Consider the following 25,330-nt stretch of genomic DNA (forward strand, 5'->3'; position numbering starts at 1 on the left):
CCACAAATACACAGCACCCGACAGAGAGCGGAACCCCGACCTACCTCCGAGTAAGCACCCTCTGCGCGACAACGAAGACGAGCACCAGAACCCCGATCGTGATCCGCGTCCACCACGAGGACAGCGTCCCGTCGAAGGAGATGAAGGTCTGGATCGTGCCGAGCACGAGCACCCCGAGCAACGACCCGACCACGAAACCTCGGCCGCCGGTGAGCAGCGTGCCGCCGATGACGACGGCGGCGATGGCGTCCAGCTCCATCCCGACCGCGTGCAGCGAGTAGCCCGAGAGCGTGTAGAGCGCGAACAGCAGCCCACCCAGCGCGGCACACAGCCCGCTGATGGCATAGACCCCGACCTTGGTCGCCGCGACCGGCAACCCCATCAGCAGCGCCGACGGCTCGCTGCCGCCGAGGGCGTAGACGGTGCGCCCGAAGCGCGTCGAGGCGAGGACGTACGCAGCCACCGCGACGATCACCAGCGCGAAGACCGCCGTCCACCCGAGGTAGTAGCCGCCGGGCAGGGTGATCGAGCCGAACGCTATGGCCGAGAAGGTCTCGTCCTTGATCGGGATCGAGTCGACGCTGATCAGGTAGCAGAGCCCGCGGGCCAGGAACATGCCCGCCAGAGTGGCGATGAACGGCTGGATGTCGAAGTAGTGGATCAGCAACCCCATCGCGGTGCCGAGCAGGATGCCGGACAGGAGCACGACCACGATCACCGCGACCACCGGCAGGCCGAGCTCGAGCGTCCGGGCCGCGATCAGCGTCGAGAGGGCCACGTTGGAGCCGACCGAGAGGTCGATCCCGCCGGTCAGGATCACGAACGTCATCCCCACCGCGAGCACGATCAGGAACGCGTTGTCGAGCAGCAGCGTCAGGAAGACCTGCGGGTCGGCGAACCCCTCGTAGCGGATCCCGCCGATGCCGAACATGCCGATGAACAGCGCGAACGTGCCGATCACGGGCAGGTAGCGGCGCGGCGGGCTGAAGCGGGCGATCCGGGCGATGACGCCGGTCTCGATCGTGGGCACCTGAGCACTCATGCCACAGCCTCCTCACGGCTGGTCGGCGTGCGGTCGCCGCGCCGTTGCAGCACCGCGCGCGCCTTCGGCGACTGCAGCAGGCACACGACCACGACCACCAGCGCCTTGAACAGATAGTTGGCCTCGGCCGGGATGCCGATGTTCGGGATGGTCCGGGTGAGCGTGGCGATCAGCAGAGCCCCGACCAGGGTGCCGGTCAGCGAGAAGCGGCCGCCGGCCAGCGACGTACCTCCGATGACGACGGCGAGGATCGCGTCCAGCTCGATCCACAGCCCGAGGCTGTTGGCGTTCACCGAGTGGGTGTTGGCGGCGATGATCAGGCCGGCGGTCCCGGCACACAGCGCCGCGAAGACGTAGACGGTCCAGATGATCGTGCGGGAGCGTACGCCGGCCAGCCGGCTCGCCTCCGGGTTGATCCCGACCGACTCGATGAGCAGGCCGAGGGCGGTGCGGCGTACGACGATCTGGGTGGCCGTGAAGACACCGAGTGCGATCAGAGCGGCGACGGGGAGGGTGAGCAGGTGGCCGGAGGCCAGCGCGGCGAAGGCGTCGTTGTTGACGGTGGTGATCTGGCCACCGGTCACCAGCATCGCGATCCCCCGGCCGGCGACCATCAGTACCAGCGTGGCGATGATCGGCTGGATGCCGACCACCGCGACCAGGAAGCCGTTCCACAGCCCCAGCGCGACGCAGACGGCGAGTGCCATCGTGATCGCGACGACGGCCGTGCCCGCGGCGCCGTCGACGGGGCTCTTGACGATGTAGACGCAGGCGACCGCACCCGCGATCGCGGCCACCGCGCCCACCGAGAGGTCGATCCCTCGGGTCGCGATGACCAGCGTCATCCCGATCGCGACCAGCAGCACCGGGGCGCCGTTGCGGACGATGTCGACCAGGCTGCCGAAGAGGTGACCGTCCTGGATGCGTACGTTGAAGAACGTCGGCGTCGCGATCAGGTTGACCACCAGCAGCGCCCCGAGCGCGGCCAGCGGCCAGAAGAGCCGATGGGCCATGGCGCGGGCGCCGAGCGCCTTGACGGTTCCGACGGTCTCAGGCATCTGCTCGCTCCTTCTCGGCCAGGCCGCCGGGTTCGCCGGTGATGATCTCGAGCACGTCGTTGACGTCGACGCCACGGTTGGGTCTCTCGGCGATCTTGCGGCGGTCCTTGAGGACCACCAGCCGGTGGCTCAGCCGGAGCACCTCCTCGAGCTCGGCGGAGATGAACACCACGCTCATCCCCTTCTCGGCCAGATCGGCGACGAGCTGCTGGATCTGGGTCTTGGCACCGATGTCGATGCCGCGGGTGGGCTCGTCGAGCAGGAGTACGTCGGGCTCCGTGATCAGCCAGCGCGCCAGCAGGACCTTCTGCTGGTTGCCACCGGACAGACTTCGCATCGGCAGGCTCGGGTCGGCCGGTCGTACGTCGAGAGCGGTCATGAACTCCTTGACCAGCGTCGAACGGGTGGCCGTCGGGATCGGCCGCAGCCAGCCACGGCTCGCCTGTAGGCCGAGCAGCATGTTGTCGGCCACGGAGAGCTCCTCGAAGACGCCCTCGGCCTTGCGGTCCTCGCTGCAGAAGGCGAGCTTGCGGTCGATCGCATGCCGGGGGCTGCGCAGCCTCCGGCGACTCGAGCCGCGAACCGTGAGCTCGCCGGTGTCCGGAGCGTCGGCGCCGAACAACAGCCGGGCCAGCTCCGTACGTCCCGAGCCGAGCAGGCCGGCGATGCCGACGACCTCCCCGGGAAAGAGGGTGAGGTCGGTGGCCTCCAGGCTCCCCTTCCGGCCCAGCCCGACCGCGCTCAGCACCGGGAGGCGCTGCTCGGTCACAGCCTCCCCGGACGCCTCGTGCGCGGCATGGTCGAGTCGTTCGAGGACCTGGAGGTCGCGGCCGATCATCAGCTGCACCAGCTCCAGCTGAGTGGTCTCCGCGACCCGCCGCTCACCCACCACCCGGCCGTTGCGCAGGATCGTCATCCGGTCGGAGATCTCGAAGACCTGGTCGAGGAAGTGGGAGACGAAGACGATCGCGGTGCCCTGGTCACGCAGCCGGCGCATCACCTCGAAGAGCCTGGCCACCTCGTCGGCATCGAGGCTCGAGGTCGGCTCGTCGAGGATCAGCACCCGGGCGTCGGTGTCGACGGCACGTGCGATCGCGACGAGCTGCTGGACGGCGATCGGGTGGCTGCCGAGCTCCGAACCGGGGTCGATGTCGATGCCGAGGCCCTGCAGCGAGGCGGCGGCGCGGCGGTTCATCGCCCGGCGGTCGATCGCGCCGATCCCGTTGAGGCGGCGCGGCTCGCGGCCGAGGAGCATGTTCTCGGCCACGGTGAGGTTGGGGACCAGGTTGACCTCCTGGTAGACCGTGCTGATCCCGGCGTGCTGCGCCGCGGCCGGGGTGGCGAACCGGGTCTCGACGCCGGCGATCTCCACCCGTCCCGAGTCGATCGTGTAGACCCCGGTCAGGGCCTTGATCAGCGTCGACTTCCCGGCCCCGTTCTCCCCCATGAGCGCGTGCACCTCCCCCGGCAGGAGTCGCAGCGAGACGCCGTCGAGCGCTCGGACCGCTCCGAACGTGATGGAGACGTCGAGCATCTCCACCACCGGCCGAGGTGGCTTCGTTTCTGCCTGGCTCATGTCGTACTGGCTCCTGGCGGGTCGGGGGCGGCGGAATGCTCACCGAGGTAGCTCAGTGGGCGCGCGCTTCCCTCGTGGAGTTCCACGAGGGAAGCGACACCTCACCGAGGCACCTCGGTCAACGGCGTCAGTACTTCCGGTCGGGCAGCGCCTCAGCGGCCTGCTCCGGCGTGAAGGTGGTCTCCTCGGTGACGATGCGGTCGGGGACCTCCTCGCCGGCGACGACCTTCTCGGCGACGTCCATCAGCTGCGGCCCCAGCAGCGGGCTGCACTCGACGATGAAGTTGATCTCGCCCGCGGCGAGCGCGGTCATGCCGTCCTTGACCGCGTCGACGGTGATGATCTTGATGTCGGTGCCGGGCTTCTTGCCGGCCGCCTTGATCGCCTCGATCGCGCCCAGGCCCATGTCGTCGTTGTGCGCGTAGACGACGTCGATCTTCGGGTTGGACTGCAAGAAGGCCTCCATGACCTGCTTGCCGCCGTCACGGGTGAAGTCACCGGTCTGGGACTCGGTGATCTTGATCGTGGAGTCCGCGGCGATCTTGTCCTCGAAACCCTTCTTCCGGTCGATCGCGGGCGCCGATCCGGTCGTGCCCTGGAGCTCGACGACGTTGACCGCGCCGTCCTTGTCGACGTCGGAGGCGTCGGCGTTGTCGACCAGCCACTGCCCTGCCTTCTCACCCTCCTCGACGAAGTCGGAGCCGATGAAGGTGACGTAGAGCGAGGTGTCCTCGGTGTCCACGGCCCGGTCGGTCAGCACGACGGGGATCTTGGCGCGCTTGGCCTCCTGGAGCACCGCGTCCCAGCCGGTCTCGACGACCGGGCTGAACGCGATGACATCCACCTTCTGCTGGATGTAGGAGCGGATCGACTTGATCTGGTTCTCCTGCTTCTGCTGCGCGTCGGAGAACTTCAGGTCGATGCCGGCCTCCTCGGCCGAGTCCTGGATCGATGTGGTGTTCGCGGTGCGCCAGCCGCTCTCGGCGCCGACCTGGGCGAACCCCATGGTGATCGAGCCGTCGTCGGCAGCTTCGCTGCCACCGCACGCGCTGAGCGACATCCCGCCGACGGCGAGCGTGCACAGGGCGATGAGGGTCTTCTTCACTGTCGTCCTCCAGTTTTTCACTGCGGCGGCCAGTGTGACCGTCGTCACGATGCGCCCTAGTGTGAGCGCTAACATTCATGCGGTCAAGCGGAATCGGAAGATCGGTTCGAATCGGCAGCAGGTCGTCCGGAACTCCCCATACTGTGTCGTCCATGACGCTCACCCTGACCCCGGAACAGGCGCGCCGGATCGCCGTCCGCGCCCAGCTCCTCGATGCGCGTCGGCCCGTCTCGCTGGTGGAGACCGTCGACCAGCTGACGCTGCTGCAGATCGACCCGACCAGGGCGATCGCGCCGAGCGCGGATCTGGTGGCGTGGTCGCGGTTGGGGGATGCGTACGATCATTCGGATCTGACCTTCGCCCTCGAGCAGGAGCGCTCGCTGGTGGAGTTCTCCAGCTTCATCGTGCCCATGGACGAGATCGAGACGGTCCTTGCCCTCGCCCCGGGCCGGATCCACCCCACGGCCGTCGAATGGGTGGAGGCCAACAAGAGATTCCGTACGCAGATCCTGGATCGCCTGCGCGCCGACGGCCCGCTCGTGGCCGGCGAGATCGAGGACACCGCCGAGGTGCCGTGGGCCTCGACCGGGTGGACCAACGACAAGAACGTGCTGCGGATGATCGAGCTGCTCAACCGGATGGGCGAGGTCGCCATCGCCGGCCGTCGCGGCAAGCTGCGCACCTGGGACATCGCCGAGCGCGTCTACCCGTCCGACCTGCGACTGCCCTCCCCGGACGAGGCGCTGAGGGTGGAGACGGTGCGCAGGTTGGGTTCGCTCGGGATCGCCCGCCCTGGGCGCAAGGACTCCTCCGGAGGCGAGGTGCTCGGCGCCGGTGACGCAGGCGTCCCGTGCACCGTGGCCGGCGTCGACGGCGAGTGGCGGGTCGACCCCGAGGCCCTGGCCGCCCTCGAGGACGGGTTCTCCCCGCGGGCTGCCCTGCTCTCCCCCTTCGACCGCCTCGTCTACGACCGTGACCGGGCGCTGGACCTGTTCGGGTTCGAGTACGTCCTGGAGATGTACAAGCCGGCCGCCAAGCGACGCTGGGGCTACTTCGCCCTCCCGATCCTGTACGGCGAGCGGCTCGTCGGGAAGCTCGACGCGAAGGTGGACCACAAGAAGGCGCAGATGAACCTCTTCGCCGTCCACGAGGACGTCGGGTGGACCGCCGAGATCGGTGACGCGGTGGAGGCCGAGATCGAGGCGCTGGCGGAGTGGCTGGGCGTCGAGATCGTCCGCCCCTGAGGTAAACCCGAAAACAGGGCAAACCGACGCGAATTGCCCTTCTCCGTCTCCTTCGAGGCGCTTACTGTGAACGAACGGGGTCGGAAATCGATCAAAGGAGACGATCCGAATGGCAACGCTCAACCCCTACATCAGCTTCAAGTCCGAGGCCGCTGAGGCGCTCGAGTTCTACCGGTCGGTGCTCGGTGGCACCGTCGAGACCATGACCTTCGACTCCATGGGCGACGCGATGGGTCCGGTGCCGCCGGAGGCGAAGGGCATGGTCATGCACGGCTCACTCACCCTCGACGACGGCCTCGTCCTGATGGCCGCCGACACGCCTCCGGGGATGGGCATGGACTACGTTGCCCCGACCGCCGGCATCACCGTCGCGATGACCAGCGCCGACCCCGCCGACCACCCGCGCTTCGCCGACTACTACGCCAAGCTATCCGAGGGCGGTACGCCCGGGATGCCGTTCGCGCAGGCTCCGTGGGGCGACTACTTCGGCCAGTTCGAGGACAAGTTCGGCGTGAGCTGGATGTTCGACGTCGCGGGCCCGGAGTCGGCACAGGCCTAGACAAAGGTCCGACCAAAGATCCGTCTTTCGTAGGAGGCGTCGGGCAGCGAGCCGTTTACGGTCAGTACATGCTGATCGCAGAAGACCTGCTGCTGCTCGTGCTCGACGACGAGAAGGGCACGCTCGCCTCGTCCTGGGTCCAGCAGGCGCTGGGCGGAGCGATCCTGACCGAGCTCGTCATGGCGGGCTCGGTCCAGATCGTCCCCAAGTCCGGGTTCACCCCGGCCAAGGCCATGGCGCTGCCGGGCAGGCGACCGGACGAGACGATCCTGGCCGCTGCGTACGACGTGCTGGCGGCCAAGCCACTGGCGGCCAAGAACGCCGTCACCAACCTCGGCAAGGGTCTGCACGAGGCCCTCGCCGCGCGGCTCTGCGACCGCAACATCCTCAAGCGCCGCGACGAGAGGATCCTCGGCCTCTTCCCGCGCACCACCTGGCCGGCCGCGGACTCGACCCACGAGAACGCCGTACGCGGCCACCTGGTCGCCGTGCTGATCCAGGGCGCCGCGCCGGACGCACGGACCGGACCGCTCATCGCCCTCCTCTCCTCCATCGACCTCGCCCACAAGGTGGTCGACACGAGGGCCGTCGGCGCCGGGGCGGTCAAGAAGCGGGCGAAGGAGATCGCCCGGGGCGACTGGGCCGCCAAGGGCGTCAAGGACGCGATGGACGAGGTCACCGCGGTCATGGCGGCGGTGATGGTCGCCACCACCGCCGCCACGACCGCGGCCAGCTGACACAACCCGAGGATCGCAGCCACCGGGTGGCTGCGATCCTCGGGTCTGCGCCTGCGCCTGCGGTCAGCCGAAGAAGACCCGCAGGTCGGCGGCGATGACGTCGGGGCGCTCCAGGGCCGCGTAGTGACCGCCCTCGGGAAACTCCGACCAGTGCTGGATGTTGGCGTTGTCCCGCTCCGCAAACGACCTGATCGTCTGGAAGTCGTCCTTGAAGACCGCCACGCCGATCCGGCCCTGGGAGACCTCCGGCTCGCGCTCGGCGCGCCCCTCCTCGAAGTGGTAGCGCGCGGCCGAGGCGTAGGAGTTGGTCAGCCAGTAGTAGGTCGCCTGCTCGATGACCTGCTCGGGGGTGACCAGCGAGGTGCCGTTGCCGAACGACTCGAAGAGCTCGCTGTAGGCCAGCGTCCCGACCGGCGAGTCGGCCAGCGCCGCACCGATCGTCTGCGGGCGGGAGCCGTTCATCGTGTTGTAGCCGCCGACGGACTGGAACCACTGCAGGTGCTCGAGCGCGGCGTACTCCTTCGGTCCGAAGTTCTCGAACTCGCTCGGGTCGCCCGACGGGAACGAGAAGAGCTGCAGCACGTGCGCGCCGAGGAAGCCCTCCGGGTTCAGCAGAGCCAGCTCGCGCCCGACCATCGCGCCGCCGTCGCTGCCGTGCACCCCGTAGGACTCGTAGCCCAGCCGCCGCATCAGGACGTCGTACGCCTCGGCGACCCGCCGCATCGTCCAGCCGGTGTCGAGGAGCGGGGCCGAGAGCCCGAAGCCCGGCATCTCCGGGATCACCAGGTGGAAGTCTGCGGAGAGGTCCTCGACCATCGCGAGGAACTCCAGGAACGAGCTCGGGTAGGAGTGGGCGAGCAGGAGCGCCTTGGCGTCCTCCCGCGGCGAACGTACGTGGATGAAGTGGATGGTCTGGCCGTCGATCTCGGTCAGGTAATTGGGCAGGGCGTTGATCCGCGCCTCGACCGCGCGCCAGTCGAACGCCTTCCAGCGCTCGACCATGTCGGTGAGGTAGGACGTCGGGGTGCCGTAGGTCCAGGAGTCCCCGGGCACCGCGGGGGCGAACCGGGTGTTGTCCAGGCGGGCGCGGAGGTCATCGAGGTCCGCCTGCGGGAACTCGACGGTGACGGTGCTGATCTCGGCGTTGATTCCCTTGTTGACCTGCGTGTTCATGACATCTCCTTGGTTGTTTTCGACCTTGTGAGACCAGGTTATGAGCGGTTCCGGCAAGCCTGATTCCGGAATTTCGGTGGCCGACGAAATTGTTTTGGCGCAGTCTGGGCCCGTGCTGGAAACCTCCGCTCGACTCCTGGCGCTCCTCGGCCTCCTGCAGTCCTCGGCCGGCTGGACAGGAGCCGATCTGGCCGCTCGGCTCGACGTCTCCGAGCGCACCGTGCGCAACGACATGACCAAGCTCCGCGAGCTCGGCTATCCGGTCGAGTCGGTGCGCGGCCCCGGCGGGCGCTACCGGCTCGGCGCCGGTGGCAATCTCCCGCCGCTGCTCCTCGACGACGAGGAGGCCGTCGCCGTGGCCGTGGGGCTGCGCGCCGCGACCGGGATCGCCGGTGTGGCCGAGACCAGTGCCCGTGCCCTCACCAAGCTCGACCAGGTGCTCCCCGACCATCTGCGTCGCAAGCTCGCCGCGGTGGTCGACGCGATGGAGACCGGCCCGGTCAACACCGACAGCAACGTCCCCGACCCGGACGTCGACGCCGGCACCCTGCAGGCGCTGGCGACCGCGATCCGGGACCACGCCGGCGTACGCGCCGACTACCGCGGCGAGCCCATCGAGGTCGAGCCCTACCGTCTCGTCTCCTGGCAGCGCCGCTGGTATCTCGTCGCCCGCGACCCGCGTGATGACTCCTGGCAGCCGCTGCGTGTCGACTGGCTGCGCCTCAAGGTCCCCGGCGGCCGACCCTTCCGTCCCAGCGACCCCGGCTTCGACCTCACCGAGTTCCTGGTCCGCGAGGTCGCCCGCACCGGCTGGGCCGTCCACGCCCGCCTGATGATCGCCGCTCCCGCCGACGAGGTCATCGACCGGATCAACCCCACCGTCGGCACCGTCGAGCCGATCGCCCCCGACCGCAGCGTCCTGGTCACCGGCGGCGACAGCCTCGAGGTCGTCGCGGTCTGGATCGGCATGCTCGGCCTCGACTTCACCGTCGAGTCACCACCTGAGCTGGTCGACCACCTCCGCGTCCTCGCGGAGCGCTACGCGGCCGCGTCGACGATTGCGCCGAATCCGGTGTCGTGAACACCGTCCGGCCGTTACGTTTCGGGCCATGCTGATCGCCGAGGAGCTCATCCTGCTCACCCTCGAGGACATCACCGGACAGCCCGTCAAGGGCCTCCGCAACCACGCGTATGACATCGTCTGCGAGCGCCCCAGAACGCCGCCCAAGGTGGTAAAGCGCATCGGCACCGGAATGGCTACCTACCTGATCGGCCACCTCGTCAACCAGGGTCTGCTGCGAGCCGAGGACCGGAAGGGCCTCTTCTACGCACGACCGTCCACCCGGTCCTCGACCCGCGGTCGAAGCAGCCTGTGCGCGACCGGATCGCCAGCGTCCTGCTCCACGGCCATACGCCAGACGAGCGCACCGGCACCCTGATTGCACTGCTCTCCGCCGTCGACCAGGCCGACTGGGCCGCCGGTGCCGTACGCGAGGCCATCATCGCCGCCCGGCAGGGCGTCGAGTCCGGCTTCAGCGACGGAGGCGGCGGCGGGGATTGAGGCTCGCCGACCGCTCCAGGAGAACCGTCCGCGCGTCGCTATGACAGCGGGTCCGAGTTTGTGAACGATTCACAAACTCGGACCCTCTGTCATAGCGAGCCGGACTCTGCCCGCCCGAACCGGGCCAGGTAGTGCCAGACCCGCTTGACCGACTGCGGGTCGTAGTCGCCCGACCTCGCGGCGTCGCCGAGAAGATCGGGCGTGAGTACGTCACCGAGCGATCGTGCCAGGTCGACGTACTCCTGCCCGCGGTAGCCCGGATCGAGGCCGTCGGTGGCGACCCGGAACCCTGGATGCCACTCCACCGCGCAGCCGAGGCGAGCGGCCGCCGCCTCGACAGCAGTATCCCGGAAGCACGGGTCGAGCACGACCGCCTCGACGTCGCGCTCGATCACGACGCCACTGTGCACGTGCGCCTCGACGCACTCGTCGAGATCGTCGAAGCCCGAGGCGTCGGCCATCTCGGACAGCTGCGGCAGCATCTCCGGGCCACCGAAGTCGGAGCGGTAGACCCCATCGCGCGCCAGCGACTCGATCACCAGCCCGCCCGCGTACGGCCAGTCGGGGCGGAACTGGAGCGTGACGCTCATCGCCGCGCGGCGACCGCGCTCACGAACGCGCGCACGAGGGGGTGGATCGGGGCTCCGGCGAGGGCGCCGACGTGGGGCTGGAACATGCTGGTGACGTAGAACGGGTGGTCCGGGAACTCCAGGACCTCCGCACCGGCGTCGTCCGCGGTGGCGCCGACGACGACACCGATCTTCTCCAGCGTCGCCACGGCCTCGGCGGTCGGCGCGTAGTTGCAGAAGTGCATGCCGACGAACGGCTCCGGCTGCCAGCCCGCGAAGCGGGTGCCGGCGACGGGAGTCACCAGCCGCTCCTCGCCGTAGAGCGAACAGGCCAGCGCGGCAACCGCGTTGTCGTCTCCCGCACCGTCCGACTCCGCGTGGGTCGCCGCGGAGCCGAGTACGTTGCGGGTCCACTCCAGCACCGCGTACTGCATCCCGCCGCACACCCCGAGGAACGGGATCCCTCGCTCCCGCACCACGGTGAGAGCCTCGAACACCGCGGCATCAGAGGCATAGGGCGACCCGGGAACGAGCCAGACCCCGTCATAGGCAGTCACATCGAAGCCGGAGTCGGTCGGCACCCACTCCGTCTCGGCACCGAGCTCGGCCAGCTGCGGCCGAAGCGCGTTGAGCTCCTGATGGCTACGGTGTCCCCGGTCGTCGCCGAGCAGTGCGATCATGCGCCGAATCGTCCCAGCCACGCCGGGCTCGATCCAACCGATTACCTCAGCCGCTACTCCGGCTTGATGCCCAGCCGGTCGAGCTCCTCGTCGATGATCGCGGTGTCGAGCTTCTGGAAGACCGGGGTGGGCTTGCCGACCGGAGTGCCGACGACGATCGGGTGGCGCTCCCAGATGGGGGCGCCGGAGTAGTCGCCGGTGATGATCGGGTAGGGCTTGCCGTTGTCGAGGTCCTCGACCTCCTCGATGCGGGGCATCGGAGCCACCTCACCCTTGCCGCCGAGCGCCTTGTCGATCTCGTTGGCGGAGAACGGCAGGAACGGGGAGAGGATCAGGTTGAGGTCGGCGACGCACTGCGCCATCACGTGCAGCACGGTGCCGAGCCGCTCGCGGTCCTCAGGAGCCTTGGCGAGCTTCCACGGCTCCAGATCGGTGACGTACTTGTTGACCTCGCCGACCGCACGCATCGCCTCACCGATCGCCTGCTTCTGCCGGTGGCGGCCGATCAGGTCGCCCACGGTGGCGAAGGCCGCGTCCACGGTGGACAGGATCGCCTCGTCGGCCTCGGTCAGCGTCCCGGCTGCGGGCAGCTCGCCGAAGTTCTTCGCGATCAGGGTGGCGGTGCGGTTGACCAGGTTGCCCCAGCCGGCGACCAGCTCGTCGTTCGTACGCCGCACGAACTCGGCCCAGGTGAAGTCGGAGTCGTTCGACTCCGGGCCGGCAGCCGCCACGAAGTAGCGGAACGCGTCGGGCTGGTAGCGCGAGAGCAGGTCGCGTACGTAGATCACGATCTTCTTCGAGGAGGAGAACTTCTTGCCCTCCATCGTCAGATACTCGCTGGAGACGACCTCGGTCGGCAGGTTGAGCGTGCCGTACTCCCCGGGCTCGCCGCCCTTCGAGCCGCCGCCGTTGTAGGCGATCAGCTCGGCCGGCCAGATCTGGGAGTGGAAGACGATGTTGTCCTTGCCCATGAAGTAGTAGGACAGCGACTCCGGAGAGTTCCACCAGTCCCGCCACGCCTCGGGCGAACCCGAGCGCCGGGCCCACTCGATCGAGGCGGACAGGTAGCCGATGACCGCGTCGAACCAGACGTACATCCGCTTGGTCGGGTTCTCGCGCCAGCCGTCCAGCGGCACCTTGATGCCCCAGTCGATGTCGCGCGTCATCGCGCGCGGACGGATCTCCTTGAGGATGTTCTGGCTGAACCGGATGACGTTGGGACGCCACAGGCCGGTCTGCTCGCGCTCGTCGAGGAAGGCGTGCAGCGCGTCGGCCAGCGCGGGCAGGTCGAGGAAGAAGTGCTGGGTCTCGATGAACTCCGGGGTCTCACCGTTGATCTTGGAGACCGGGTTGATCAGCTGGTCCGGGTCGAGCTGGTTGCCGCAGTTGTCGCACTGGTCACCGCGGGCCCCGTCGGCGCCGCAGATCGGGCACGTGCCCTCGATGTAGCGGTCCGGCAGGGTCCGGCCGGTCGACGGCGAGATCGCGCCCTTGGAGGTCTGCTCGACGAAGTAGCCGTTGTTCCACACCCCGAGGAACAGCTCCTGCACCACCGAGTGGTGATTGGCCGAGGTGGTGCGGGTGTAGAGGTCGTACGTCAGGCCGAGCGAGGTCAGGTCCTCGACGATGATCCGGTGGTTCTTGTCGACGAGCTCCTGCGGAGTCACGCCCGCTTCGTCGGCGGCGATCAGGATCGGGGTGCCGTGTTCGTCGGAACCGGAGACCATGAGCACGTCGTGGCCCGCCATCCGCATGTACCGACTGAAGACGTCGGAGGGCACACCGAAACCGGCCACGTGGCCGATGTGGCGCGGGCCGTTCGCGTACGGCCAGGCGACTGCGGACAGAACGTTGCTCATGGCTCCATCCTAGGGAGCGGGCGCCATCGGCCGTCTATCGACACAGCCATCGACACCGCCCACCCGGATCAGGGGTTGAACATCTGGTCCCGCTGGTAGGCGTACTTCCGGATCCACGGCAGCCACTTGGCGAGCTGGGCGCCCGGGCAGGAGGTCTCGTTGGTGTGGAAGTGGCCGTCGATGACCCAGACCCGCACCCGCCGTCCGGCCGGGAACCGGTCGCTCCCCTTGGAGATCGTCTCGAGCGTGCCGCGCTCGTCGCGGCCGGCCATGTCGAGCTTCCAGGCCGCCATCCGCTCGGTCTTGATGAGCGCGTCGTCGGAGGGACGTACCTTCTCGAAGTTGCCGATCAGGGCGATGCCCATCGACTGGTGGTTGAAGCCACGCGTGTGCGCGCCCTTGACGAGCCGGTCGATGCCGCCGGAGCGGCCCTCCCAGGCGCGGCCGTACTTGTCGATGAGGAAGTTGTAGGCGATGTCGAACCACCCCAGTGACCTGGTGTGATAGCTGTAGATCCCGCGGATGATCCCCGGCACGTCGCCCTTGGAGTAGTTGTTGCTCGTGGCGGTGTGGTGGATGTGGACCTGCTTGAGCGAGCTGTTGTACTCCGGGCGGCCGTTGCGCCAGGAGTTGTTGGCACCCCACTGCGCGCGGGTGAAGATCACCGGCTTCGGGGCCCACTTTGGGCGCGACCGCGCGACCCGGCCGTTGACGCCGTCGCCGGCGCTGCCGTAGCCGAGGTCGTCGGCCTCCCGCTTCGGAGCCTTGACGTCCTCCTGCGGCCCGGTGTTGATCAGGGTCAGCTTCAGGTCCTTGGGCTGTGCGCCCTCGACCCGCACCTGTACGCCGCTGGCCCGGCCGGTCCACACCGGCTGGGTGCCTCGGCGCTCGACCTTGCCGCGCGCGGCAACGTCTCCTTCGCCGCCGTCGGGCAGGTCCTCCTGCAGCGGCAGCTCCTGCCACTCGCGCCACTGGTCCGACTTGCTCACCCGCACCTCGACCTGGGGAGTCTCCGCACCGGTCCAGGAGACCCCGACCATCGAGAAGGTCGTCGTGCTCAGCTTCTCCGTCGAGGCCGCGGCGGCGGACCGCTCGGTCAGCCTCGGGGGCAGCTTCACGTCACGGGTGGCGATGCCGTCCTCGAGACGAGGCAGCTTGATCACCTGAGCGTCCTCGGCGGCTGCCGGGCCGATCGCCGAACCGAGGGCAGGCACGAGCATCGACGCGCCGAGAACGACAGCGGTCAGGGTCACGGTGATGACGCGGGGGAAGCGGGCCATACCCTTGATTTTGGAGAATCATCGGCCCGACATGCCGCAAACCACTGTGTTCGGTGTGTCGCTTGGGACCTCTGTGACTAGTGCGACGGGGTCGGCGCAAACGGCACCGGCCGTCCGGCGTACGCAGCCAAGTGCTCATAAGCACCCGAACCGTCCGGCGCCGAGAGCGCGTTGGCGAATGCCCGCCCCTTGCGCTCCGGCCCGAGGATGCGGTCCATCGCGACGACCGCCCGCTGCGCGACCGCCTCGTCGAGACCGTCGGTCGGGCGGCCGAGCGCCGCACACAGGTCCCAGGTGTGGACCGCGATCTCGGCCGACTGCCAGTCGGGGTCGATCATCACCATGTCGTCGGGGCCGACCTCGCGCCACAGGTTGATCAGCGCGTTGCCCCTGGTGCGAAGCTCCTCGCCCAGGTTGACCGCGTAGTCCTCGCGGCCGTCCCATCCCGGCGGCGAGCCCTGGAGCATGGTCACGAAGACGCGGGGCTGGGCGATCATGTGGTTGGCCAGCTTGCGCAGGTCCCACTCGGGACACGGCGTCGGCCGGGTCAGGTCGTCCGCCGTGACGGTGTCGAGAACCTCTGCTGCCTGCGTCAGTGCGCGCTGGAGCGCGAACACTCCCATCTGGTCAACCACACGACCATGGTGTCAGGCGAGACTGCGTCCCGCGAAAGCAGCCAGCCGCTCGTACGCCCCGGCGTCCTCGGGCGCCGTCACCTCGGCGTCGAACGCACCCGTGCGCATCTCCGGCTTCAGGGTCGCCTTCATGAAGGCCAGCCCGACCTCGGCCAGCTCCGGGTCGAGCTCGGAGGTCGGGACGTCGAGCGCCTGCGCGAGATCCCAGGAGTGGGTGGCGTACTCGGCGACGAGCAGACCGACCGGCACCGACGCACCGCCCTCCCAGCCGTCGGTGCCGGGGCCCTGGTCCCACGCGTGCAGCACGTCGTCGGCTCCGACCTTGAACGCCGGCCCCCAGCTCTCCTTCACGTGCGGCGCGGGAGCGCCCCAGTCGGGCTCGCCACCACGAAGCATCGTGACGAAGTTGGTGCCGTCGGCGATCACGTGGTCGGCCAAGGTGCCGACGTCCCACTGCCGGCACGGCGTCGGACGCGAGACGGTCTCGGCGTGCACCCGGTCGAGCAGGTCGCCGGTCTGGTCCAGCGCCCGCGAGAGGATTCCTGCCTCGTCTGTAGTAGTCACCCTGCCAACGTACGACTGGATACGCCCGGCGTCACCGCCAAATTCCTCTCAGGCGAGCTCAGCTGAAGTCGAGGTCGTGGACCCGGGCGCGCTTGAGCTCGTAGACGTAGGGGTAGGCGGTGATCAGCTGGAACCCGTCCCAGAGCTTGCCGGCCTCCTCGCCCTTGGGTGCCTTGGAGATCACCGGGCCGAAGAAGGCCGAACCGTTCATCGCGATCGTCGGGGTGCCGACGTCGTTGCCGACCTGGTCCATCCCCTCGTGGTGGGACTTGGCGATGGCCTCGTCGAACCCGGAGTCGTCCATCGCGTCGGCCAGCTCGACCGGCAGCCCGACCGAGGCCAGCGCCTCCTCGATCAGGATCCGGTCGAAGTCGCGACCCTCGACGTGGCGGCGGGTGCCGAGCGCGGTGTAGAGCTCGGCCAGCTTCTCCTGGCCGTACTCGTTCTGGACCGCCATGCAGACCCGCACCGGGCCCCACGCGGTCTTCAGGAACTCGCGGTACTCGTCCGGGATGTCCTTGTCCTGGTTGAGGTACGCCAGGCTCATGATGTGCCAGGTCACCTCGACGTCGCGCACCTTCTCCACCTCGAGGATCCAGCGCGAGGTGATCCAGGCGAACGGACAGGCAGGGTCGAACCAGAAGTCGGCGGAGGTCTTCTCGGAGGTCTTCTCGGGGGTCTTCTCGGACGGCGCAGCGGGAGTGGTCTGAGTCATATCGACACGAACCACTCCCGCCACGGATCTGTTCCGGACCTCAGTTGACGGTGGTGAAGTCACCCCCGCTGGCCCAGTAGGCGACCTCGTCGCCGCTGTAGGCGGCGGTGACGGCGTACTCGCCCGCGGGGAGCTTGACGAAGGTGACACCGGAGGCGCCGCCGCTGAGGGTCTTGGTGACCGTACGTCCGCCGTTGGTCGTGATCTTGACCGTCCCGGTGGGCAGGTAGCCCGGCGCCGTGACCTTGACGGCCACCTCCGCCTGCCGGGAGCCGCCGGTCGCGGTGACCTTGACGGTCGGCTTGACGCGAACCCGACCGCTGGGGCCGTACGTCTTGCTCACCGTCTCGCCGCTGCTCGAGCGGGCGACCACGGTGACGCTGAGCCGGTGGCCGACGTCGGAGGCGGTCGGGTGGTACTTGTTGCTCGTCGCACCGGAGATCGGCGTGCTTTCGCGCGTCCACTGGTACGTCAGGTCGACCGCCTCGCTGAAGCTGCCCGGGTCGACCTGCATCAGGCCGCCGAGACGGGTGCCGCCCTTCACGAAGCCAGCCGCGGTCTGCGACAGCCCGCCGCCGCTCGGAGGCTCCGCCGGCTGCTGCGGCGCCTTGCCGCCACCGACGAGGGTGCCGGCGAAGGCGTACGACTGCTTCGGGCGGTAGCCCACCTGGACACCGACGACGACCGCGCCGATCCTCTTCCCGGAGGCCGTTGCGGGCACCTTCAGGAAGCGGGACTTGCTGCGAGCGATCAGGGTCTTGTCGGCGTACCACCTGACCTCGCCGATCTTGGCCGACGGCTCGTAGTCAGCTCCGCCGACAGAGACCGTCGAGCCGACCTTCTGGGTGCCGGAGATCTTCGGCTGTGCGAGCACCTTGAACGTGCCCTGCTTGATCGGCGGCAGGATCTGGCTCATCGTCTTCGCCTGGCTGTAGTCCCGGCGGGTGCCGGTGAGTACCGCCGCGATCTGCTTGCCGGCGAGGTGGCCGGGGATGCGGAAGGTCTTGTTGGTCGCACCCGGGATCGGCTTCTTGTCGACGATCCACTGGTAGCGGATCTTGTTCGGGTTCGGGCTCCACGAGCCGGTGTTGACCGTGACCGCCTTGCCGACCTGCGCCGTGCCCTCGACCGTGGGTCGCTTGGTGACCGAGAGGCGTTTCGTCGACGGTGTCCCCTTGTCATTGATGTGGATGAATCCGGTCGGGTAGTTCACCGAGTCCTTGCCGATCCGGCGCCAGCTGATGTCGCTGCCGTAGTTGGACTCCGAGATCGTGATCGTGTCCGCACCGACCTTCTCGACGATCGCGACGTGCCCGAAGCGGCTCGCGCTCGGGTGCGAGGAGTGCCACCAGGCGACCGAGCCGACGGTCGGCGTCCGGTTCGTCAGTCTGCTCAGCGCAACGCCCCAGTTGGTGGCGTTGCCCTCGCCCGACCAGGGGCGAGCGTTCGGCAGGCCGGTCCGGATCAGCTTGTACGCGACGTAGTTGGTGCAGTTCCGACCCGCGTACATCCGCCAGTACATGCTCCCCCACGCACTCTCGTAGCCGCCGGTGGAGTAGCCCTTGCTGCGGCAGTCCGAGAAGCCGGAGCAGAGCGTGATCGAGCCCGCGTGCGCCGGTGATGCCAACTTGGGAACGACTTGCACACCGAGGCCGACGAGCAGCAGAACCGCGCCGGTGACCAAGGTCCGGCGCAGCGCCCCGCCAGGCTTCCCCACCCGGCGCGACTCCTGTGAATACTGGTGTTTCTGTGACTTGAGGGGCACATGAGCACCCTAGAGAAAGTTGTCAACCATTGATACCGGTGTGTCGGAATTACAACACTGTATTTTTACTTTCCACGCTCAGCGACTCCCAAGAACAGGCAACAACGGCGTTATAAATGTCTCGAAATCCGAGCAGAATGAGAGGATCCAGGCATGCCTGGAACCAATCTGACGCGCGCCGAAGCCACCGCTAGGGCCGCCCTCCTCGACGTCCTGTCGTACGACATCGAACTCGACCTCACCACGGGTACCGAGACCTTCGGTTCGACGACGACGATCACCTTCACCTCCACCGAGGCCGGCGCCTCGACCTTCGCCGATCTGGTCGGCGCGACGGTCCACGAGATCACGCTCAACGGCGCCGCGCTCGACCCCGCGCTGGCGTACCAGGACTCCCGGATCCAGCTGGACGGTCTCGCTACCGAGAACGTCCTCGTCGTCAAGGCCGACTGCGCCTACTCCCACACCGGCGAGGGCCTGCACCGCTTCGTCGACCCCGCCGACGACCGCGTCTACCTCTACTCCCAGTTCGAGGTCCCGGACGCGCGCCGCGTCTACACCACCTTCGAGCAGCCCGACCTCAAGTCCGTCTTCACCTTCCACGTGACCGCTCCCGAGGGCTGGAAGGTCGTCTCCAACGCGGTCACGCCCGAGCCGAAGCCGCTCGGCGACGGTCGCGCGACCTGGGACTTCGAGCCCACCAAGAAGATGTCGACCTACATCACCGCGCTGATCGCCGGTGAGTACCACGAGGTCCAGGACCTCTACGAGGGCAAGTTCGGCACGATCCCGCTGGGCCACTACTGCCGCCAGTCTCTGGTCCCCTACCTCGACCGCGACGAGGTCGTGAAGATCACCAAGCAGGGCTTCGAGTTCTTCGAGGACGCCTTCGACTTCCCCTACCCCTTCGGGAAGTACGACCAGCTCTACGTGCCCGAGTACAACATGGGCGCGATGGAGAACGCCGGCGCCGTCACCCTGCGCGACGAGTACCTGCCGCGCTCCAAGCAGCCGCGCTCCTTCTACGACTTCCGCGCCTCGGTGATCCTGCACGAGATGGCGCACATGTGGTTCGGCGACCTGGTCACCATGAAGTGGTGGGACGACCTCTGGCTCAACGAGTCGTTCGCCGAGTGGGCCTGCTACCACGCCCAGGCCAACGCGACCGAGTTCACCGACGCCTGGACCGGCTTCACCAACGCGCGCAAGCAGACCGGCTACCGCCAGGACCAGCTGCCCACCACCCACCCGATCGCCGCGGACAACTACGACCTGCAGGCCGTCGAGGTCAACTTCGACATGATCACCTACGCCAAGGGCGCCTCCGTCCTGAAGCAGCTCGTGGCGTGGGTCGGCCTGGAGCCGTTCCTGGAGGGGCTGAAGGCCTACTTCAAGGAGTTCGCCTACGGGAACTCCGAGTTCAAGGACCTGCTGCGCCACCTCGAGGCCGCCTCCGGGCGTGAGCTCCAGGGCTGGGCCCAGGAGTGGCTGCAGACCGCCGGCGTGAACACCCTCGCGCCGTCGTTCGAGCTGGCCGAGGATGGTTCCTACGCCTCCTTCGCCGTGCGCCAGTCGGCCGCCGCCGACTACCCGACGCTGCGTCGCCACCGCATCGGCCTCGGCCTCTACGACCTCGTCGAGGGTGCCCTCGTGCGCCGCGACGCGTTCGAGATCGACGTCACCGGCGAGCTGACCGAGGTCCCGCAGCTGGTGGGCATCAAGCAGCCCGACCTGCTGCTGCTCAACGAGGGCGACCTGACGTACGCCAAGATCCGTCTCGACGAGCGTTCGCTGGCCACCGCGCTGTCGTCGCTGTCCGCGCTGGACGACTCGCTCTCGCGCGCGCTGATCTGGGGCGCTGCGTGGGACATGACCCGCGACGCGGAGATGCGGGCCAGCGACTTCGTCGAGCTCGTGCTCGCCAACATCGGCCAGGAGACCGACGCCTGGGGCGTGACCCGGATCCCGGTCTTCGCCGCCCAGGCCGTCGGCTCGTTCTCGGCCCCGGCCAACCGCGACGCCCTCAAGGCCCGCTGGGAGAGCGGGCTCAAGGACCTGCTGGAGGCCGCCGCCCCGAGCAGCGACCACCAGCTGACCTTCGCCCGGACGTACGCCGCGGCCGCCCGCTCCGAGGCCGCGATCGTCGACCTCCAGGGTCTGCTCTCCGGCGACCTGGCCTACGACGGCCTCGACATCGACCAGGACCTGCGCTGGGCGCTCGTCACCGGCCTGGCCGCCTCCGGCACCTTCGGCGAGACCGAGATCGACGCCGAGCTCGAGCGCGACAACACCATCTCCGGCAAGGAGAAGTCGGCCGCCGCCCGTGCCGCGCAGCCCACCGCCGAGGCCAAGGAAGCGGCCTGGGACTCCGTCGTCGTCCGCACCGACGTCGCCAACGAGACCGCCCGCTCGATCGTGCTCTCGTTCCAGCGCGGCGGGCAGGACGAGGTGCTGGCGCCGTTCATCGACCGCTACTTCGAGGCCGCCGACACCCTCTGGGACCACCTCGGCACCCACCGCGCCTCGACGGTGCTGGAGTTCATCTTCCCCAAGCCGGCCGCCTCCCCCGAGCTCCTGGAGAAGGCCGACAAGTGGCTGGAGACCTCCCCCGCCGAGCCCGCCGCCAAGCGGTACGTCCGCGAAGGCCGTGACGAGGTCGCCCGCGCCCTCGCCGCTCAGGAGCGCGACGCGCAGTAGCCCGATTCGCCGAGTCGGCTCGTCCTGACCGCTGTCCCCGCCGAGTCGGCGCGTTCTAACGCGCAGACTCGGCGGGGTTTGTGTCAGGACGAGCCGACTCGGCCTCAAAACGCACGAACGGAAGGGAGATCTTTCCCTTCCGTTAACAACTTTATAGCGCATATGGGGGCTTGCCGCAAGACCCCCGGATTGGGGCAGAATCTCCTCCTCGAACAGGTAAAACGCCTGATCAGACAGGGGATTCAACGTTGCAAGCATTCGATCTCGCGGGCCGTCACGACGCCAAGGCGGACCCGGCATTGATCGCTGAGGACGAGCAGCACTTCGCTGCCATCGCGAAGAGCCTCGAGGAGCAGATCTCCGAGCTGAACGAGCGGCTGGACGACGTACGCCGCCGCCCGGGCGGGCACGGGCAGGAGGCGATGGACCGCGATCTGGAGGTGCACCGGATCGGCGGGCAGCTGCGGATGCTGCGCAGATTCAGCCTGGACCTGTGCCTGGGGCGGATCGTCACGGACTCGGGCAGCACCATCTACATCGGCCGGCTCGGGCTGACCGCCAGCGACGGAAGGCGGCTGCTGGTCGACTGGCGCTCGCCGGCGGCGGAGCCGTTCTTCGCGGCCACGCATGCGGACCCGCGTGGGCTGCTGAGCCGGCGCCGCTACCGCTGGACCAACGGGCGGATCACCGACTACTGGGACGAGGTCTTCACCACCGAAGGACTCGAGGGGCACGCCGCCCTCGATGACCAGTCGGCCTTCATCGCCACGCTCGGCAGCAGCCGTTCGCCGCGGATGCGCGACGTGCTCGGCACCATCCAGGCCGACCAGGATGCCATCGTCCGAGCGTCCTCGCGGGGCGCCCTGGTCGTCGACGGCGGTCCGGGGACGGGCAAGACCGTGGTGGCGCTGCACCGCACGGCGTACCTCCTCTACTCCGACCCGCGCCTGGGCGAGGGCAAGGGCGGGGTGCTGTTCGTGGGACCGCACGAGCCCTACCTCTCCTATGTCGCGGACGTGCTGCCGAGCCTGGGTGAGGAAGGCGTACGCACCACCACCCTGCGCCGGATGGTGCCCGAGGGTGCCTCGTTGCTGCCCGAGCCGGACAAGGAGGTGGCCCGGCTCAAGGCCGACGCCCGGATGGTCGCGGCGATCGAGCCCGCGGTGGCGCTCTACGAGAAGCCTCCGTCGAAGCCGACGCTGGTCGAGACGCCCTACGGTGACGCGGTGATCAGCACCCGCGACTGGACCGAGGCGATCGCCGCGGCGGACCAGGGTACGCCGCACAACGACGCCCGCGATCAGGTCTGGGACGCACTGCTGAGGATCGTGACCGAGAGGATCCAGGAGAACGGCGCGAACGACCCGGACCGCGACTATGACGCCGATCTAGACGACTGGGGTGACGCGGACCAGGAGGAGGACGAGTTCGACGCGTACGGGCTGGTCGACGAGGACGCGACCGACGCCCTGCGCGCCTCGCTGGAGACCAACGCCGGGCTGCTCGACGTCTTCGGCGAGGTCTGGCCTCGGCTGCGGCCGGCCGACATCGTCGGGGACCTCTGGGAGGTGCCCGCCTTCTTGCGGATGTGCGCGCCCTGGCTCACCCCGGAGGAGGTGAAGGCGCTGCAGCGTGAGGACCCCAAGGCCTGGACCGAGGCGGACCTGCCGCTGCTCGACGCCGCCCACCGTCGGCTCGGCGACCCCGACGCCTCCCGGCGCCGGAGCGCCAAGAAGGCGGCCGCGGCCGCCGACCGGAAGGCGAAGGCCGAGGTCGTCTCGGACCTGATCAGCCACGACGACTCCGAGATGAAGGTGATGTCGATGCTGCGCGGCCAGGACGTACGCACCGCGCTTCTGGACGACTCGGTGCGGGAGCCGGACGAGCTCGACCCCTACGCCGGCCCGTTCGCCCACATCGTCGTCGACGAGGCCCAGGAGCTGACCGACGCCGAGTGGCAGATGCTGATCAGTCGCTGCCCCTCACGCAGCTTCACGATCGTCGGCGACCGGGCGCAGGCGCGGCACGGCTTCACCGAGTCGTGGCAGGAGCGGCTCCAGCGGGTCGGCCTGTACCGGATCGAGATGGCCGGCCTGAGCATCAACTACCGCACGCCCGAGGAGGTGATGACCGAGGCCGAGCCGGTGATCCGGGCGGCGCTCCCCGACGCCAACGTGCCCACGTCGATCCGTGCCTCCGGCATCCCGGTCGTCCACGGGTCCGTCACGGACCTCGACGAGATCCTGGACACCTGGCTCGCCGACCACGAGGAGGGTCTCGCCTGTGTGATCGCCGCCGATTCCTCGGACGTGAACGAAGGCCGGGTACGCCGATTGAGCCCCGTGCACGCCAAGGGGCTCGAGTTCGACCTGGTCGTCCTCATCAGCCCCGAGACGTACGGGACCGGGATCGAGGGTGCCGTGGACCGCTACGTCGCGATGACGCGGGCGACCCAGCAGCTGATCGTTCTCGTTTGAAACGGCTCAGTGCGTCGTGGCGGGGAGGTTGTCGTCCTCGGCCTTGTGGGGCTTGGGCAGCAGCCCCTCGCCGCGGAACACACCCGGCAGGAGCACGAGGAGGGAGATGACCACCATCAGGATCACCGGGATGAGCAGGATGAGCAGGAGCAGACCGGAGGCGGTCATCGCCTCGGCGACCGGCCAGCCGTTGGGAACCTCGGCGCTGGCGGGGCCGGCGGTAGCAACAGAGGCGACGACGGCGGCAGAGGCGGAGGCGCCGAGGAGGCCGGCGCGGCGCAGGATCTGGTTGCTCACGAGGCAGATACTAACCGGCGTACGTCCTGGTTCTCATCTCTGCCCCACGTCCCCGGGACGGGAGTCGATGCCCGCCCCGGGATTGGCCCCCGGCCTTGAACGCCTTGGATACTGGAACCCATGTCCATCCCCCCGAACCCCCCACTGGTCTCGGTCTCCTGGTCGACGCTCGGCGAATGGGTGATCGGCATCCCCTTGCGTATCGCCGGCCTGATCGTGCTGGCGATCGTGCTCCGCTGGGTGCTGCACCGGGTGATCGACAAGGTCGTCAACCGCACCATGGAGTCGCCCGGTCTGACCGGCAAGATCGCCAAGATGACCGAGGTCCACGAGGCCAACGCCGCGTCGTCACGTCGCAGTCAGCGCGCGCAGGCGATCGGCTCCCTGCTCAAGAGTGTCGTCACCGGTGTGCTGGTCGCGATCTTCGCCACCATGATCCTGGACGAACTCGGCATCAACATCGCTCCGATCATCGCCTCGGCCGGGATCGTCGGTCTGGCGCTCGGTTTCGGCGCCCAGTCGCTGGTGCGGGACTACCTGTCCGGCATCTTCATGATCATCGAGGACCAGTACGGCGTCGGTGACAGCATCGAGGTCAACAACATCAGCGGCACCGTCGAGGCCGTGACGCTGCGGATCACCCGGCTGCGTTCGCTCGACGGCACGGTCTGGTACATCCCCAACGGCGAGATCCTCACCGTCGGCAACCACAGCCAGAACTGGGCCCGCGCCGTCATCGACGTCGGCGTCGGCTACAACGAGGACCTCAACAAGGTCCAGCGCGTGCTGCGCGAGGTCTCCCACGACCTGTGGGTCGACGAGGAGTTCAAGGGCCAGATCATCGAGGAGCCCGAGGTCACCGGCGTCGAGGCGCTGGCCGCCGACTCCATCACCCTGCGGGTGCTGATCAAGACGCTGCCGCTCAAGCAGTGGGCGATCGCGCGCGAGATGCGCCAGCGGATCAAGGCGCGCCTCGACTACGAGGGCATCGAGATGCCCTTCCCGCAGCGGGTCATCTGGCACCGCGACGACAAGGCTGCCGCTGCCGAGGAAGAGAAGACCAAGGCCTGACCCCGCTGGTCGAAGGCCACTTCGTTCAGACCTCGGAGCCACCCGCCCGCTGGTCGAGCCGCCGGAGCCGCTAGGCGGAGGCGTGTCGAGACCAACACGGACCGTGTTGGTCTCGACACGCTCGGCCGCAGGCTGCCTCACGGCTCGACCAGCGATTGGTCAGGCGAGGGCGGCGTCGAGGGTGATGGTGGTGCCGGCGAGCGCCTGGCTGACCGGGCAACCGGCCTTGGCCGCCTCGGCAAGGCGGACGAAGGTGTCGTTGTCGAGCCCCTCGACCACACCACGCGTGGTCAGCTTGATGCCGGTGATGCCCTTGCCGGGGGTGAACTCGACATCGGCACTGGTCTCCAGGCTGGTCGGCGGGGTGCCGTTGTCGGCCAGGCCGTTGGAGAAGGCCATCGAGAAGCAGGAGGAGTGGGCGGCGGCGATGAGCTCCTCGGGGCTGGTCTTGCCGCTGGGCTCCTGCGAGCGGGCCACCCAGGTGACGTCGTAGGTCCCCAGGCCCGAGGAGTCCAGCGTCACCTTGCCGGCGCCCTCGAAGAGCGAGCCCTCCCAGACGGTGGTGGCAGTGCGGGTGGTGGCCATCGTTATCTCCCAAAGTTCGAGTGTGTGCGTACGTCCCCGATCCTGCCACGGGACGCACGGGCGGACCCGCGTGGAAGAATG

23 protein-coding genes are annotated in these 25,330 nt (G+C 68.6%); 8 read left to right on the forward strand and 15 right to left on the reverse strand.

Features of this window, described 5'->3' with window-relative positions:
• Positions 1-40: 40 nt before the first annotated feature.
• The 4 genes from yjfF to BLT25_RS23480 form a co-directional block, all read right to left on the reverse strand.
• Positions 41-1,042 (reverse strand): galactofuranose ABC transporter, permease protein YjfF, encoded by a 1,002-nt coding sequence (gene yjfF / locus BLT25_RS23465; protein WP_218131459.1) that lies wholly within the window; start codon positions 1,040-1,042, stop codon positions 41-43.
• Positions 1,039-2,100, reverse strand: a complete 1,062-nt coding sequence (locus tag BLT25_RS23470; RefSeq protein ID WP_091051224.1) for an ABC transporter permease — start codon at positions 2,098-2,100, stop codon at positions 1,039-1,041. The genes yjfF and BLT25_RS23470 overlap by 4 nt, the downstream gene beginning before the upstream one ends.
• Entirely contained in the window at positions 2,093-3,676 is a 1,584-nt protein-coding gene (locus BLT25_RS23475) for a sugar ABC transporter ATP-binding protein (RefSeq protein WP_091051226.1), read from the reverse strand. The genes BLT25_RS23470 and BLT25_RS23475 overlap by 8 nt, the downstream gene beginning before the upstream one ends.
• Before the next feature lie 127 nt (positions 3,677-3,803).
• Entirely contained in the window at positions 3,804-4,781 is a 978-nt protein-coding gene (locus BLT25_RS23480) for an ABC transporter substrate-binding protein (RefSeq protein WP_218131460.1), read from the reverse strand.
• Between the two features lie 152 nt (positions 4,782-4,933).
• Between BLT25_RS23480 and BLT25_RS23485 the strand changes: the two genes are divergently transcribed.
• The 3 genes from BLT25_RS23485 to BLT25_RS23495 all read left to right on the forward strand — a co-directional run bounded on the left by BLT25_RS23485 (position 4,934) and on the right by BLT25_RS23495 (position 7,321).
• A complete protein-coding gene (locus BLT25_RS23485) occupies positions 4,934-6,025 on the forward strand; it encodes a DNA glycosylase AlkZ-like family protein (protein WP_091051229.1) in 1,092 nt (363 codons plus the stop codon).
• A gap of 109 nt (positions 6,026-6,134) precedes the next feature.
• On the forward strand, positions 6,135-6,584 hold the full coding sequence (locus tag BLT25_RS23490; RefSeq protein WP_091051231.1) for a VOC family protein: 450 nt from the start codon (positions 6,135-6,137) through the stop codon (positions 6,582-6,584).
• Between the two features lie 68 nt (positions 6,585-6,652).
• Positions 6,653-7,321, forward strand: a complete 669-nt coding sequence (locus BLT25_RS23495) for a GOLPH3/VPS74 family protein (RefSeq protein WP_091051232.1) — start codon at positions 6,653-6,655, stop codon at positions 7,319-7,321.
• A gap of 63 nt (positions 7,322-7,384) precedes the next feature.
• On the opposite strand, the gene BLT25_RS23500 is transcribed toward BLT25_RS23495, so the two are convergent.
• The gene (locus BLT25_RS23500) at positions 7,385-8,494 is read right to left on the reverse strand and encodes an epoxide hydrolase family protein (protein ID WP_091051235.1); all 1,110 of its coding nucleotides are present in this window, start codon (positions 8,492-8,494) and stop codon (positions 7,385-7,387) included.
• 112 nt (positions 8,495-8,606) lie between these two features.
• Between BLT25_RS23500 and BLT25_RS23505 the strand changes: the two genes are divergently transcribed.
• On the forward strand, positions 8,607-9,575 hold the full coding sequence (locus tag BLT25_RS23505) for a helix-turn-helix transcriptional regulator (protein WP_091051236.1): 969 nt from the start codon (positions 8,607-8,609) through the stop codon (positions 9,573-9,575).
• A 120-nt stretch (positions 9,576-9,695) separates the two neighbouring features.
• Positions 9,696-10,055 carry a GPP34 family phosphoprotein gene (locus BLT25_RS30730; RefSeq protein WP_143033835.1) on the forward strand — a complete coding sequence of 120 codons (360 nt, stop codon included), beginning with the start codon at positions 9,696-9,698 and terminating at the stop codon, positions 10,053-10,055.
• An 89-nt stretch (positions 10,056-10,144) separates the two neighbouring features.
• On the opposite strand, the gene BLT25_RS23520 is transcribed toward BLT25_RS30730, so the two are convergent.
• The 8 genes from BLT25_RS23520 to BLT25_RS23555 form a co-directional block, all read right to left on the reverse strand.
• The gene (locus tag BLT25_RS23520) at positions 10,145-10,645 is read right to left on the reverse strand and encodes a DUF3626 domain-containing protein (protein ID WP_091051242.1); all 501 of its coding nucleotides are present in this window, start codon (positions 10,643-10,645) and stop codon (positions 10,145-10,147) included.
• Positions 10,642-11,304 (reverse strand): glutamine amidotransferase-related protein, encoded by a 663-nt coding sequence (locus tag BLT25_RS23525; protein ID WP_091051245.1) that lies wholly within the window; start codon positions 11,302-11,304, stop codon positions 10,642-10,644. Before BLT25_RS23525 ends, BLT25_RS23520 begins: the two co-directional genes overlap by 4 nt.
• A gap of 53 nt (positions 11,305-11,357) precedes the next feature.
• The gene (gene metG, locus BLT25_RS23530) at positions 11,358-13,163 is read right to left on the reverse strand and encodes a methionine--tRNA ligase (protein ID WP_091051247.1); all 1,806 of its coding nucleotides are present in this window, start codon (positions 13,161-13,163) and stop codon (positions 11,358-11,360) included.
• 68 nt (positions 13,164-13,231) lie between these two features.
• On the reverse strand, positions 13,232-14,443 hold the full coding sequence (locus BLT25_RS23535) for a peptidoglycan recognition protein family protein (RefSeq protein ID WP_091051250.1): 1,212 nt from the start codon (positions 14,441-14,443) through the stop codon (positions 13,232-13,234).
• Positions 14,444-14,520: 77 nt separating this feature from the next.
• Positions 14,521-15,078 (reverse strand): maleylpyruvate isomerase family mycothiol-dependent enzyme, encoded by a 558-nt coding sequence (locus tag BLT25_RS23540; protein WP_256328748.1) that lies wholly within the window; start codon positions 15,076-15,078, stop codon positions 14,521-14,523.
• A gap of 12 nt (positions 15,079-15,090) precedes the next feature.
• On the reverse strand, positions 15,091-15,642 hold the full coding sequence (locus tag BLT25_RS23545) for a TIGR03086 family metal-binding protein (protein WP_256328749.1): 552 nt from the start codon (positions 15,640-15,642) through the stop codon (positions 15,091-15,093).
• Positions 15,643-15,700: 58 nt separating this feature from the next.
• On the reverse strand, positions 15,701-16,357 hold the full coding sequence (locus BLT25_RS23550; RefSeq protein ID WP_091051256.1) for a mycothiol-dependent nitroreductase Rv2466c family protein: 657 nt from the start codon (positions 16,355-16,357) through the stop codon (positions 15,701-15,703).
• Between the two features lie 40 nt (positions 16,358-16,397).
• Positions 16,398-18,074: a CHAP domain-containing protein gene (locus BLT25_RS23555; protein ID WP_091051257.1), complete on the reverse strand. Its 1,677-nt coding sequence runs from the start codon at positions 18,072-18,074 to the stop codon at positions 16,398-16,400.
• A 201-nt stretch (positions 18,075-18,275) separates the two neighbouring features.
• Between BLT25_RS23555 and pepN the strand changes: the two genes are divergently transcribed.
• Positions 18,276-20,819: an aminopeptidase N gene (gene pepN, locus BLT25_RS23560; protein ID WP_091051260.1), complete on the forward strand. Its 2,544-nt coding sequence runs from the start codon at positions 18,276-18,278 to the stop codon at positions 20,817-20,819.
• 248 nt (positions 20,820-21,067) lie between these two features.
• Positions 21,068-23,296 carry an RNA polymerase recycling motor ATPase HelR gene (gene helR, locus BLT25_RS23565; RefSeq protein ID WP_091051262.1) on the forward strand — a complete coding sequence of 743 codons (2,229 nt, stop codon included), beginning with the start codon at positions 21,068-21,070 and terminating at the stop codon, positions 23,294-23,296.
• Between the two features lie 6 nt (positions 23,297-23,302).
• Here the strand turns inward: helR and BLT25_RS23570 are convergent, their stop codons facing one another.
• Complete coding sequence (locus BLT25_RS23570; protein ID WP_091051263.1) at positions 23,303-23,593, reverse strand: hypothetical protein; 291 nt, start codon at positions 23,591-23,593, stop codon at positions 23,303-23,305.
• Between the two features lie 120 nt (positions 23,594-23,713).
• Between BLT25_RS23570 and BLT25_RS23575 the strand changes: the two genes are divergently transcribed.
• Positions 23,714-24,664: a mechanosensitive ion channel family protein gene (locus BLT25_RS23575; RefSeq protein WP_091051266.1), complete on the forward strand. Its 951-nt coding sequence runs from the start codon at positions 23,714-23,716 to the stop codon at positions 24,662-24,664.
• A gap of 159 nt (positions 24,665-24,823) precedes the next feature.
• Here the strand turns inward: BLT25_RS23575 and BLT25_RS23580 are convergent, their stop codons facing one another.
• Entirely contained in the window at positions 24,824-25,249 is a 426-nt protein-coding gene (locus tag BLT25_RS23580; protein ID WP_091051268.1) for an OsmC family peroxiredoxin, read from the reverse strand.
• Between the last annotated feature and the right edge of the window lie 81 nt (positions 25,250-25,330).

The organism is Nocardioides sp. YR527, from assembly GCF_900101045.1.
Taxonomy (GTDB): domain Bacteria; phylum Actinomycetota; class Actinomycetes; order Propionibacteriales; family Nocardioidaceae; genus Nocardioides.